The following is a 12554-nucleotide window of genomic DNA, read 5'->3' as shown; positions in this document are numbered from 1 at the left end:
TTTATTGGTTGAGTAATTCTGTAAATTCTTTTTTATGTAGAATAATTTCTTTTTTAGACAACTTATTGGCTTCGTAAACAATTTTGATACGCTTGATATCTGCTTTGAAAACTTTTAAAGAGACAATTAGTCCACTGATCAATTCATCAACTGTATATTGATACGTTCCTGTTTTACTGAAGGATCTTTCTTTTCCGCCTGTGGTAACAAGAATATAAACTTCTTTATTTTCCAAAGGATTATCTTTTCCCGGCTGTAGCCATTCTCTGTCAAATACTTCATCAATCCATAGTCGTAACAAGGGAGGCATTCCAAACCATATTAAAGGAAACTGGAAAACAAAGCGGTCGTAGTTGGCCAGATGTTTTCTCTCTCTGAAGGCTGCAATATGAAAGTCAGGATATTCTTCATAAAGATCGCGCAGGGTATAATGCTGGTGCCGAACGTAGAAATTAATGAGCTCTACATTCGAATTTGAGTGCTCCAAATAAGGGTGTGCAAATACTACTAATGTCTTCTTCATAAATCCTGTTTTCAGTAAATATAATGAAAAAAAAATGAATAAAAGGTTGGTTTTACGTGGATTTATTAATTTTTTAATATGGAAATATCAGTTTGATATTAGAATAAATCAAAGAAAATAAGATATTTTAGATTTTTGCATAAAAAATCAGGTCCTAAAGACCTGATGTATTTATATATTGCTATAATTTTAATAAGATTACCATCCACCGGATGCACCTCCGCCGCCAAAGCTACCTCCTCCGCCGAAGCCGCCAAAACCTCCTCCGCCACCGGAACTGCCACCTCCAAATCCACCAGGGAATGGGAAGAATCCACCCGGATAATTTCTGCGTCCTCTTCGGCTAATGATGACATCATCGTCATCATAATTTCCGCCACCACCACGTCCACCACCTTTGTTACCAAACAGGATGGCAATGATGATGAAAATAATGAAAGCAATAACAAGTACTTTAAATGCACTTCCATTGCCGGATGGTGCTGTTGTGGCTATAGGCTTGAATTTTCCCTGAACAGCCTCCATAATAGCAGATGTACCTCCATTGATTCCGTCATACCATTGTCCTTTTTTAAAATTAGGAGTAACAATATAATCCAGGATCTGTCCGGCTACTGAAGCTGTAAGGTATTGCTCTACTGCTCTTCCTTGCTGGATCGACATCGTTCGGTCCTCTGTAGCGATCAGGAAAACCACACCATTATCCACGCCTTTTTTTCCGATTTTCCATTTTTGACCAAACATGGTTGCCAGAAAATTTACATCTTCCCCTTTGGTAGATTTTATAATCACTACCTCAATTTCTGTGGATGTTGTATCTGCAAATTTGATCAGCTTATTATTAAGCTCATTTTTTTCCTGCTGAGTGAGAAGATTGGCTTCATCAAAAACCGGATAAAGTACAGCCGGTTTTTCAGGTACCGTGTATTGTGCTGATACAATCGTGTAAAAGCAGATCAGTAAAAATGAAAATACTATTTTAAGAGAACGTAATTTCATTCGGAAGTTGGTTTGGATTTTCTCCTTTAACAGGAAAGTATTTTTTGAGTTCAAGACCTGTTTCAAGAATGGCACTTTTCAATGCCTTATAATAATTTCCTTTTGCAAATTCAGCGGTAATATAATCATGCAAATGATCCCAATAGGATTGATGTACTTTTTCATGTATCCCAACGTCTCCAATGATGGTCAGGTATTTTTTTTCAAAATTAACATGAAAGAGCACTGCATTTTTATCAGTCGTTTTATCCATACGGAGTTCTTTGAAAACTTCAAATGCTGTTTTTGCATGATGATCTTCCGTATTAGAGTCAATATGGACTCTAACCTCTCCCGTAGAATGGTTTTCTGCTGACTGAATCGCTTCCGCAAGGGAAGCGATTTGCTGATCTGTAAGAAATTTACTCATTATTATTTGAATACTTCAGGGGCTTTTTGAGCTCCCGCTTCAGCTTTGAAATAAGGTTTTTCTTTAAAGTTGGTGAAATTCGCCAAAATATTGTTTGGGAAAGTTTTAATCGAAGTGTTATAATCCTGAGCAGCTTCGTTGTAGTAAACGGTTTCCGTTCTGATGCTGTTTTCAATTGCCGTATATTCTCTTTGGAAATTAATATATTGCTGATCAGCTTTTAGATTTGGGTATGATTCTACTACAGCCATTAAACGACTTAATGCTCCGGATAATTCTCCTTGTGCAGCCTGGAATTTTGCAATATCAGCATCTGTCATATTGGTAGGGTCGATGTTGATGGAAGTGGCTTTAGAACGTGCTTCAACAACTTGTGTTAAAGTTTCCTGTTCGAATTTTGAATAAGATTTTACCGTTCTTTCCAGATTAGGAATAAGGTTGGCTCTTTTCTGATACACGGTCTCTACATTGGACCATTTGGTGTTAACTGTTTGTTCTTTGGTTACAAAATTATTGTATCCGCTTTTTCCCCAGAAGAATAGAACAGCAACAATAATAAGGAGGGCTATACCAATTGTTCCGGCGCCCAGACATCCTTTATTTTTCATAGTTTATTTTTTTTAATTTTTTGTGCTAATCAAATATACAAATTATGTGCTAATTTTGTGAAAAATTATATTTGAATGACAACAATAGTGGTGGCAATGGGAGAGAAGAATGAAATTGGTTTTGAAAACCAGTTGCTTTGGCATCTTCCTAAAGATTTAAAACATTTTAAAGATATTACTTCAGGACATCCGATCATCATGGGCAGAAAAACGTATGAAAGTATCGGAAAACCTCTTCCCAACCGTACGAATATTGTTATTTCAAGAAAGAAAGATTGGTTTGAGGAAGGTATTCTTATTGTGGGAAGCATCAAAGAAGCGGTAAAATTTGCGAAAAAGATTGATGAAGAGATCTTTATTATTGGGGGTGGAAACATTTATGAGCAAACTATTGATATTGTAGATAAGCTGGAAGTGACCCTGGTAAAAGCAGATCTTGAAGCGGATACATTCTTTCCTGAAATAAATGGGAAAATCTGGAAAAAAACAAACGAAATCTGCCATGAAAAGGATGAAAAAAATTCATATGATTTCTGCTTCCAGACGTTTGAAAAAATAAAGAGTGAATAGTTGCGGGAATTCTGACCTCGAACTTCTAGCTTCTAACCTCTAATTTATTTATCTTTGCACTTCTAAAATTTAAAAATGAATAAGTACATAAAAATTGCTATCGCAGCAATTCTGATTCTATTAGGACTTTATATGATGATTTTCACAAGAAATCTTGGTTGGGGGATTGTTGTGTTTCTTTTGGCTGCATTTCCTATCTTGCTTTTCTTTAAAAATGAATATATCCTTCTGGCATTCTGGCAATTGAGAAAGCAGAATATGGAGAAGGCAGCAGAATGGTTAACAAAAATCACGAATTATCAGTCACAGCTTCATCAATCTCAATACGGATATTTCCATTATTTGTTGGGGTTGACACAAGCTCAGGATCATCCGACAAAAGTAGAGCCTTTGATGAAAAAAGCACTGGAATACGGGTTGAATATGAAACACGACAGAGCAATGGCTACTTTAAACCTTGCGGCGGCGGCTATATCTAAAGGGAGAAGACAGGAAGGCCAAAAGCTATTAGAAGAAGCCAAAAGGTTAGACAGTGCAGGTATGATGACGGATCAGATCAAAATGATGAAAGATCAGTTGAAAATGCCTACGATGCAAAAACATATGCACAACCCTAATATGAGACAAAGAGGGAAGTTCAAGTAATAAAAATATAAATAAAAAAGCACCTGTTTAATTTAAATCAGGTGCTTTTTTTATAAGTAAAAATAATATTATTTACATTTCCGAATTTTGATCATAACCATAAAATTTAGGCATCTGCCAGTGGTATTTTACTGCTAAAGTTCTTATAGCAACAATTAATAAAATTGTGAAAATTTGAATAAAAGTATAGGACAAAGTGGTGTATTTAGTCATTAATAAAAATGCCGCCCCTCCCACAATACATGCCGTAGCATAGATTTCTTTTCTAAAAATTAAAGGAATTCTGTTCAGTAAAATATCCCGGATGATACCTCCGAAACAACCGGTGATTGTTCCCAGTCCAATACAGATGAGAGGGTGAATTCCTACATTTAATCCTTTCTGAATCCCAATAATAGTGAAGAGCCCTAATCCGAAACTGTCAAAAATAAATAAGGTTACTTTGAAGTTTTTTTCCAGGGATTTAAAAACCATTGAAAAGATACTGGTAACCAGAATTAAGATGCACATCAGGAGATCATGCATCCAGAATACAGGGATGTCAAGTAGAAGATCTCTTACAGTTCCTCCGCCTACAGAAGTCACAAAGGCAATGATAAGTACCCCAAACGGGTCAAGTCGTTTCTGCATGGCTGCAAAACTTCCGGACATGGAGAAAGCAATCGTTCCGAGGACTTCAATTGCGAAATTAAACTGTTCGTGCATAGATTACATAAATGATAGTTGATAAATGATAATTGATGAGTGATTTTCTGCTTAAGCAAATTCTTGGCCATTTTGTCAATTATCATTTATCGCTTATCAATTACATCTTATTTATCTTTCGACTCTTACCGAGTCCGGAACCAATAATTCATATTCGCCTCCATGATTAATGATCTCTCTTACAATGCTGCTGCTGATGAAAGATTTTCCTGATGAAGTCAGAAGGAATACCGTTTCCAGTTTTTTATGAGCTAAAGTTCTGTTGGTATGGGCGATTGCTTTTTCAAATTCAAAATCGGCAGGATTTCTAAGTCCTCTGATAATGTATTGAGCATTTTTTTCAAAACAATAATCCACAGTGAGTCCTTCAAAATAATCTACTTCTACATTGGGAAACTCAGCCACTGAGTTTTGAATGAATTCCATTCTTTTTTCCAGCGGGAACATATATTTTTTCTGAGAATTTTGTCCGATAGCAATAATTAATTTGTCAAAAAGCGGTGCCGCTCTTTCTATAATATCGTAATGTCCTAGTGTAATCGGGTCAAATGACCCTGGGAAAACAGCAATTTTCATGTTGTACGAGTTATGATTTTGAGTTATGAAATATGAGGATGAGTTGGGGCCATCTCTGAATTCAAATCTCTAATTATTTATTAAGTGCTTTTTCAACTTCATTTCCACAAAGGTCTGTGATTGAAATTCCATAATGTCTGGCTTGTTGAGGAAGAATACTTGCAGGAGAGAATCCCGGATTCGTATTCATCTCAAGCATATACGGAATATTATCCATTAAGATAAACTCACTTCTGGAAAATCCACTCATTCCAAGGGAATTATAAGCTCTTTTAGCAATTTCTTCTACTCTTTGTGTTGTTTCTTCATCAATTCTTGCAGGAGTAATTTCTTCGGAAGCTCCTTCATATTTTGCTTCATAATCGAAAAATTCTTTAGTTGGAACAATTTCCGTAATTCCTAATACGATGGTTTCTCCTTTAAAATCAATAACCCCTACAGAAACCTCCATACCATCTAAGAAACTTTCAATAAGAATTTCATTATCCTCTTTAAAAGCAATTTCTGTTGCAGCAATCAATTCTGATTTTTCTTTTACTTTTGAAATTCCCAGGGATGATCCGGATTGGTTGGGCTTTACAAAAAGAGGAAGTTGTAACTCTGATACAATTTCATCAACATTAATGTCTTCTCCTTTTCTTAAATAAATGCTTTTAGCCGAAGGAATTCCATACTTGGACAATACTGCGAGAGTATCTTTTTTGTTGAACGTAAGAGCACTTTGGTAAAAATCGCAACCTGTGTATTTCTGACCTATAGCATCCCAATATGCCTGTAATATCCCATTTTCACCAGGGGTACCATGGATAATATTAAAGCATGCATCAAATTTCAATGTTTCACCATTATCTAACGTGACAGAAAAATCGCCTCTGTTGATTTCATATTTTTTATCATTTTCGCCTAAAAAATACCATTCATCTTTAAGGATTACTACTTTATATACATCATACAGATTTCTGTCTAAGGAATCATAAATCAACTGCCCGCTTTTTAAAGAAACTACATATTCATCAGAATAGCCTCCCATTACTACGGCAACACTTTTTTTGTTCATAACCATTATAGTATCAATTAAGGCAAATTTAAACATTTTATGCAATGCAATACGGGAAATAAGGAAATTTTAAAATCAAAAATGAATTGTGTTAAATAAAAAGCCCATTCTAAAATTATTAGCTATATTTGCCGTTGTAATTAAAGTAATTTTAAGTATGCTTAAATCACTTTTCAGTTGGAAAGTTTTGCTGAATTTAGTAATAGCCATCGGCATTTTCGTGGGTCTGGTATGGCTTACATTTCGTTGGTTGGAATACCATACAAATCACGGCCAGGAAATTCCTGTTCCCAATGTAGTTAATAAATCTATACATGATGCCGTTAAAATATTAGATGATACAGGACTGGAATATGAAGTAGATAGTACGAATTATGACCCTAAATACAGACCTTTTCAGGTTCTGCAGATTTATCCTGCACCGGGTTCCCGGGTAAAAGACGGAAGAACAGTTCGTTTAAAAGTTAACCCAAGAACATGGGCTCAGATTGCTGTACCAGATGTTATTAATAAATATTCAGGCTTGGCATTTCAGAGATTGGATCAGGTAGGTCTTAAAATCGGGGATACTATTTATGAGCCAAGTATTCAGAAAGATGCTCTTTTAAGAATTTTATATAAAGGAAATGCTGTAAATCCGGGAGCACGTTTACCTAGATTCTCGGTAATTGATGTTGTAGTGGGATCAGGTCCTATGAGAAATATATCGATTCCTAATGTAGTAGGTCTTTCGGTAAAAGAAGCAAGAGCTGTCATTACGAAAAGTATGTTTGAAGTGGGATTGGTAGAGCATGAAGATGGAAACAAAGATGAATCTGATATTATTTATTATCAGGATCCGGCTTCAGGGGATGTTCGTGATCAGGGGATGCAAATTGACCTATGGGCAAGTAAGAAGACTCCTGCAGAACTTAGAGCTAAAGTTGAGCAGTTGAACTCCATCTATCGTATGAAGGTAGATACTTCTCTGCCACCGGTACGATATGAAGAAGTTCACTCCGAACCCAGTTATGTTCCTCCAGTAGCACCACCAGCACCGAAAAAAGAAACACCTAAGGCGGAAACAGTGAAAACAGAAACGCCTAAAGTTCAGACTACGACTCCAAAACCGACAGCAGATAAGCCTAAAGTTTCTAACAATAATCAGGCTGGAAATACCCATAAGCCAGCGGCTTCTACAGGGACAAAAGAACCGGTAGAAAAACCGAAAGCTAAAAAAGTAGTAGTAGAATAATACGTAACTTAAGTAAATAAAATATAGGCTTCAACTGAAAAATGTTGAAGCCTTTTGTATAAAAATCAAAAAATAATGTCAGAAGATAACGAAGATTTTTTAGATGATGAGTTATTAGACTCCAATAGTATTGAAAATATCGATATAGACGAAGAAAATAAAGGATTGTATGAACATCTTAATATCACTGTTGATCCCAAGCAGGATCCATTAAGAATTGATAAGTTTTTATTGATATACAGACAGAATTCTTCAAGGAATAAAATTTCGCAGACCTGTAGGGCCGGAAACGTTATCGTTAATGGAGCTGCGGTAAAGCAGAATTATCGTGTAAAGCCAGGTGATCAGATTTCTGTACTGCTTACCCACCCACCAAGGGAAAACGTAATTATTCCGCAGGATATCCCTGTAAATATTGTCTATGAAGACGATGATCTGGTAGTCGTAGATAAGGAAGCAGGAATGGTTGTGCATCCCGGACATGGAAACTGGGAAGGTACATTAGTGAATGCTCTGGCGTATCATTTTGAAAAGAATGGTCAAAAGTCTGATCTTGATAGGGTAGGTCTTGTTCATAGGATTGATAAAGATACCTCCGGGCTTCTGGTCATTGCTAAAAATGAATATGCATTAAGCTTTCTGGCTAAGCAGTTTTTCAACAGAACCACCAGAAGGTTATACTGGGCATTTGTTTGGGGTAATCTTAAAGATGAAGAAGGAACAATCAGAGGGCATGTAGGAAGACATCCTAAAAACAGGATGCAGATGTCCGTTTATGAAGATGGAAGTCATGGAAAACATGCTGTTACTCATTATAAAGTACTGGAGAGATTTAAGTATATGACCTGGGTAGAGTGCAAGCTGGAAACAGGAAGAACTCACCAGATCAGAGCACACTTCAGACACATCGGACATACTTTGTTTAATGATGAACGATATGAGGGCCATACTCCTCTGAGAGGTGTAAATCTTCCAAAGTATAAGCAGTTTATTAAGAATGTCTTCGAAGTTTTACCCAGACACGCTCTTCATGCCCATACCCTGGGATTTATACATCCTACTACAAAAAAGGAATTATATTTTGAGAGCCCAATGCCCAAAGATATGGCGGATGCTGTAAAAAAATGGAGAAATTATTTAGAAAACTAAAAATATATTGAGATTTTTTTTATATTTGTTGAATTGAAATCAAGATTTGTTATGAGAAAACTATATGCTATCGTATGTTTAGCTCTTTTGTCAAATGCATACAAAGCACAAGAATCACTACCATATTATCAACAGTATCTCTTGGATGGTGACTTCCTGTTCAACCCAGCTCAATACGGAAAAACAGATTACGTACAGCTGAATGCCATTTATCAAAAGCAATTTTCAAAATTCAGCGAATCCCCAAACGTACAATCAGTGGGAATCAATGCAAACATTTTCGATAGAGTCGGTGCCGGTCTTACCGTTTTCAGAGACAGCAATGGAGCTGAATCTGCAGGAGGAGTTACAGCGGGTGCTTCATATTTTATTCCTCTAAGTAGTGAAGGAGACAGAAAAGATCAGTTCTCTTTTGGTACAAGTGTTAGTTTGTATAATAGAAATTTCGACTATTCTAAAATCAACGTTGAAGAGCAGGGAGATCCTTTAGTAAGAGGAGAAAACAGTAATATTTTTATGGCGTATGCTAATTTCGGTTTGGCAGCTACCTATAGAAATCTCTTTGGGGGTGTTTCTGTAAATGATATTGCATTAGGTAACGATAGACCTATCGTAAACGGATACGAACCTTCACCGATTAAATTCTTCCTAAACTTAGGGTACAACTGGCATATTGCAGACAATATTATGATCACGCCGGCGGCTATGATCAACCTGAATACCAACTCAACAAGAGTTATGGATTACAACTTAATGGCTACTTTCTCTAATGAGATCAACGCATTTTCTTTTGGGGTAAGCTATAGAGCAGCTCAAAACAGATTTGACAGCCAGCAATTGGAAATTGCTCCGGTTGTAAAAGTAAGATTCAACAAATTTATGATTGGTGCTACCTACAACCTTGGATTATCTGATATCCAGACCTATGGTGGAAACAGCTTCATGATTGGTCTAGGTTATAACTTCGATAACTTTATTAATGTTAGAGGATATAGATATTAATCAATTTAATTTAAATAAATTTGAGCTCTGAATTTTTCAGGGCTTTTTTTATGATATATATTCACATTCCTTTCTGTAAACAGAAGTGCAGCTATTGTAATTTCCATTTTTCAACATCGTTAAATTTTAAGGATGAAATGCTTCGTGCGATGAAGACGGAACTTATGCTTAGAAAGGATGAATTGCAGAACACAAGGTTAAAATCACTGTATTTCGGAGGGGGAACTCCTTCTATTCTTTCTGTTGATGAGATCAATTCCTTGGTTGATGAGGTCTTGCATTACTTCAGTTTTGAGAAAGATATTGAAATTACCCTCGAAGCAAATCCTGATGATCTGGATAAAAATTTTTTAAAACAATTATCAGGAACCCCGGTCAATCGTTTATCCATCGGTACACAAAGTTTCTTTGAGGAAGATTTAAAACTGATGAATCGAGCCCATAATGCTTCAGAAGCGGAAAGCTCTATCAAACGGGCACAGGATTTTGGATTTGAAAACCTGAGTATTGATTTAATTTACGGTTCACCTACATCCAATCTTGAAATCTGGAAAGAAAACCTGCGTAAAACAATAGCGTTGGAAGTTCCTCACATCTCTTCATATGCCTTGACGGTTGAACCTAAAACGGCTTTAGAAAACTGGATTTCAAAAGGGAAAGTAAAAAGTCCTAAGGAAGAAGAACAAAATAAAGAATTCTATTACCTGTCAGACTTTTTAAAGGACAATGGATTTGAACACTATGAAGTCTCCAACTTTGCCAGGCCTGGATTTTATTCAAAACATAATTCTGCTTATTGGAAATATCAGGAATATTTGGGAATAGGTCCCTCTGCTCATTCTTACAACGGATTTGATGTGAGGAGCTGGAATGTCGCCAATAATCAGCAATATATAAAAAAGCTTAATGATAAAATTTTAGCAAAAGAAGAAGAAATTTTATCACAAGAAGACCAGTTTAATGAGATGATTATGATTGGGCTGCGAACGATTTGGGGAGTAGATATTTCGGGTCTGAAAGATAAATTCTCAGACACAATGCTGGAACATTTTCAAAGAGAAATACAACCGAAAATGGAAGAGGGCATTTTAGTGATCGAAAATGATCATCTGAAGATTCCTGAAAAACATTGGTTTATGGCTGATGGTATTGCGTCTGATTTATTTCTGGTATAGTATTCTATTGCTGGAATAGCCTTAAATAAAATTATACAGCATAACGAGGAAATTAGTATTACTTTTCTTCTATTCAGCATGCTTTATATTCTCAAAAACTATTATTTCTAAAATCTAAATGATATGCCATGAATGTCTGCCAGACATTATCACTATCTTATAATTCATTGCGTTTTTTTGTCTCTAGAAATTTCTGAAGTAATTCATTTCAGGAAAATACTTATTATACTAATCTCATTGCAGAGTACAAATTCTATTGAAAATAGCTTGGTGCCTTATTTTAATTTGCCAAGTTTTGATACGGTGGGAAAATCCATTTGTTAAATAATTAAAATTTAAGACACTAAAGGGTGTCTGAATCAAAAAAAGTATTAGATTTGTGATTATAAAAACTAATTTAATACCATAAAAACATGAAACGTATCTTGCTATTCGCTTGTTTTATAGCTGTTTCCAGTATTTACGCGCAAAGCTGGAATATTACAGGAAATTCCGGAACTAATCCCTCAACTAACTTTATTGGAACGACAGATGAAAAGCCACTTATCTTTCGGTTGAATAATCAACAGATGCTAAAGCTCGAGGGACAAAGTATCAATCTTGGAAGTGGGGTACCCGGAACCGGAAATTTACAATTGGCCTTATCTCCTTGCAATAATTGTTATTCAGGATGGGCTAAGACAAATGATGCGGTGATGAGGCTGCTGGGTGGTCATAATTTGAATATCCATATGGATAATGATAATGCTATAGATCCCAATTCAGATACCAGTACTCCTAATTCGCCAGGAATTTCAAGAGTCCGTTTTTCGGATGCTGTACACAAAAGTTTATTGGTTCTTTTTAATACGGAAAAAGTTACCATCGGAACAGATCAGTACGATAATGATTCCAATTTTATTCTGTATGTAAAAAAAGGAATAAAAGCCCAACAGATAAAAGTAGAGACCCCTGCTGCGAACGGATGGGCAGACTATGTTTTCAAAAAAGGCTATCAACTTCGTTCCTTAGAAGAGGTTGAAAAACATATTTCAGAAAAAGGCCATCTCCCTAACATTCCATCTGCACAGGAAGTGGAAAAAGAAGGAATCAATTTAGGAGAAATGGATGCTAAACTTTTGGAGAAAATAGAAGAATTAACCCTGTATTCAATCCAGCAAAATAAACAGCTTCAGGAGGACCGAAAGATCCTTAGCTCTCAATCTGAAGAAATTAAGGAGCTTAAAGCACAAGTACAGCAACTTCTTTCTACTAAGAAATAAATACTAATGAACAACCCCCTTAGGGGTATAACTTTCTAATAATAACAAAAAAAAATCGAGATGAAAAGAAAATTATTTTCCATCGTTTCTTTGTTAATTGGTTTTTTGGGCTATTCACAAACTGAAGTTTACTTCAAATATGATGAAGCCGGAAATCAGCGATACAGAGGAACTAATGCTGCCGGCAAAAAAGCTGAAGATGTTATTCCGAAAGAAATTAAAGCACAGGAAGAGAAGAAGGCAGTTGCTACGCAAGCAACTCCTGCGATTGATGAAAAGGCTTTCTGGAAACAAGTCAGGCTCTATCCGGTTCCGGTAAATGATTTCTTAACAATCGACTGGACTGAGGAAGTAGACGGACTGATTGAATCTGTTTCGCTTTACCAGCACAGTACGGTTCATTGGAAATTCCAGCAACAAAATACACCAGACCTGGGACGTAAGATAAAAATCAATATGACTGGGTATGACTGGGGAGTTTACATATTACGGGTGACATTGAAAGACGGAAGAGTCTTTGGAAGAAATGTAACCAAAAGATAAGGCATAGGATAAAAAAAGATTGAAGCATTGAAAGATTTAAAATTACTTTTTTCTCTGCATCCAACTTTATGACCTATCATTCATTAATTATCTCTAA

The 12554-nt window shown here is 35.9% G+C and carries 15 protein-coding genes; 8 read left to right on the top strand and 7 right to left on the bottom strand.

Annotation, left to right across the window (positions count from 1 at the left end):
- Window position 1: 1 nt before the first annotated feature.
- From C1631_RS21210 to C1631_RS21195, 4 genes are all read right to left on the bottom strand, one after another.
- On the bottom strand, window positions 2-523 hold the full coding sequence (locus C1631_RS21210) for an NAD(P)H-dependent oxidoreductase (RefSeq protein WP_103248202.1): 522 nt from the start codon (window positions 521-523) through the stop codon (window positions 2-4).
- Between the two features lie 198 nt (window positions 524-721).
- Window positions 722-1522, bottom strand: a complete 801-nt coding sequence (locus C1631_RS21205; RefSeq protein WP_109714050.1) for a TPM domain-containing protein — start codon at window positions 1520-1522, stop codon at window positions 722-724.
- Window positions 1503-1931, bottom strand: a complete 429-nt coding sequence (locus C1631_RS21200; protein ID WP_185144689.1) for a TPM domain-containing protein — start codon at window positions 1929-1931, stop codon at window positions 1503-1505. Before C1631_RS21200 ends, C1631_RS21205 begins: the two co-directional genes overlap by 20 nt.
- Window positions 1932-1933: 2 nt before the next feature.
- Complete coding sequence (locus C1631_RS21195; RefSeq protein ID WP_050019459.1) at window positions 1934-2539, bottom strand: LemA family protein; 606 nt, start codon at window positions 2537-2539, stop codon at window positions 1934-1936.
- A 75-nt stretch (window positions 2540-2614) separates the two neighbouring features.
- Here C1631_RS21195 and C1631_RS21190 point away from each other — a divergent pair, with 75 nt between their 5' ends.
- Together C1631_RS21190 and C1631_RS21185 are read left to right on the top strand one after the other, a co-directional pair.
- Window positions 2615-3109, top strand: a complete 495-nt coding sequence (locus C1631_RS21190) for a dihydrofolate reductase (protein WP_103248484.1) — start codon at window positions 2615-2617, stop codon at window positions 3107-3109.
- A 75-nt stretch (window positions 3110-3184) separates the two neighbouring features.
- A complete protein-coding gene (locus tag C1631_RS21185) occupies window positions 3185-3754 on the top strand; it encodes a hypothetical protein (RefSeq protein WP_109714046.1) in 570 nt (189 codons plus the stop codon).
- Between the two features lie 72 nt (window positions 3755-3826).
- Here the strand turns inward: C1631_RS21185 and C1631_RS21180 are convergent, their stop codons facing one another.
- The 3 genes from C1631_RS21180 to C1631_RS21170 form a co-directional block, all read right to left on the bottom strand.
- Window positions 3827-4459 (bottom strand): trimeric intracellular cation channel family protein, encoded by a 633-nt coding sequence (locus C1631_RS21180; RefSeq protein ID WP_103248486.1) that lies wholly within the window; start codon window positions 4457-4459, stop codon window positions 3827-3829.
- A 111-nt stretch (window positions 4460-4570) separates the two neighbouring features.
- Window positions 4571-5035: a pantetheine-phosphate adenylyltransferase gene (coaD, locus tag C1631_RS21175; protein ID WP_027373487.1), complete on the bottom strand. Its 465-nt coding sequence runs from the start codon at window positions 5033-5035 to the stop codon at window positions 4571-4573.
- Between the two features lie 73 nt (window positions 5036-5108).
- Window positions 5109-6092, bottom strand: a complete 984-nt coding sequence (locus C1631_RS21170) for a D-alanine--D-alanine ligase (protein ID WP_109714101.1) — start codon at window positions 6090-6092, stop codon at window positions 5109-5111.
- Window positions 6093-6249: 157 nt separating this feature from the next.
- Here C1631_RS21170 and C1631_RS21165 point away from each other — a divergent pair, with 157 nt between their 5' ends.
- From C1631_RS21165 to C1631_RS21140, 6 genes are all read left to right on the top strand, one after another.
- The gene (locus C1631_RS21165; protein ID WP_103249317.1) at window positions 6250-7326 is read left to right on the top strand and encodes a PASTA domain-containing protein; all 1077 of its coding nucleotides are present in this window, start codon (window positions 6250-6252) and stop codon (window positions 7324-7326) included.
- A gap of 75 nt (window positions 7327-7401) precedes the next feature.
- The gene (locus C1631_RS21160; protein ID WP_185144688.1) at window positions 7402-8475 is read left to right on the top strand and encodes an RluA family pseudouridine synthase; all 1074 of its coding nucleotides are present in this window, start codon (window positions 7402-7404) and stop codon (window positions 8473-8475) included.
- A 51-nt stretch (window positions 8476-8526) separates the two neighbouring features.
- Window positions 8527-9477: a PorP/SprF family type IX secretion system membrane protein gene (locus C1631_RS21155; protein WP_103249958.1), complete on the top strand. Its 951-nt coding sequence runs from the start codon at window positions 8527-8529 to the stop codon at window positions 9475-9477.
- Between the two features lie 50 nt (window positions 9478-9527).
- Window positions 9528-10652 carry a radical SAM family heme chaperone HemW gene (gene hemW, locus C1631_RS21150; protein WP_109714044.1) on the top strand — a complete coding sequence of 375 codons (1125 nt, stop codon included), beginning with the start codon at window positions 9528-9530 and terminating at the stop codon, window positions 10650-10652.
- Between the two features lie 413 nt (window positions 10653-11065).
- Entirely contained in the window at window positions 11066-11914 is an 849-nt protein-coding gene (locus tag C1631_RS21145; RefSeq protein ID WP_109714042.1) for a cell wall anchor protein, read from the top strand.
- A gap of 60 nt (window positions 11915-11974) precedes the next feature.
- Window positions 11975-12457, top strand: a complete 483-nt coding sequence (locus C1631_RS21140) for a T9SS type A sorting domain-containing protein (protein WP_103247895.1) — start codon at window positions 11975-11977, stop codon at window positions 12455-12457.
- Window positions 12458-12554: the final 97 nt, after the last annotated feature.

This window comes from Chryseobacterium phosphatilyticum, assembly GCF_002899825.2.
In the GTDB taxonomy this organism is placed as follows: Bacteria; Bacteroidota; Bacteroidia; order Flavobacteriales; family Weeksellaceae; genus Chryseobacterium; species Chryseobacterium phosphatilyticum.
The sequence above is the reverse complement of the archived record's forward strand: the minus strand, read 5'-3'. Positions and strand labels throughout refer to the sequence as shown.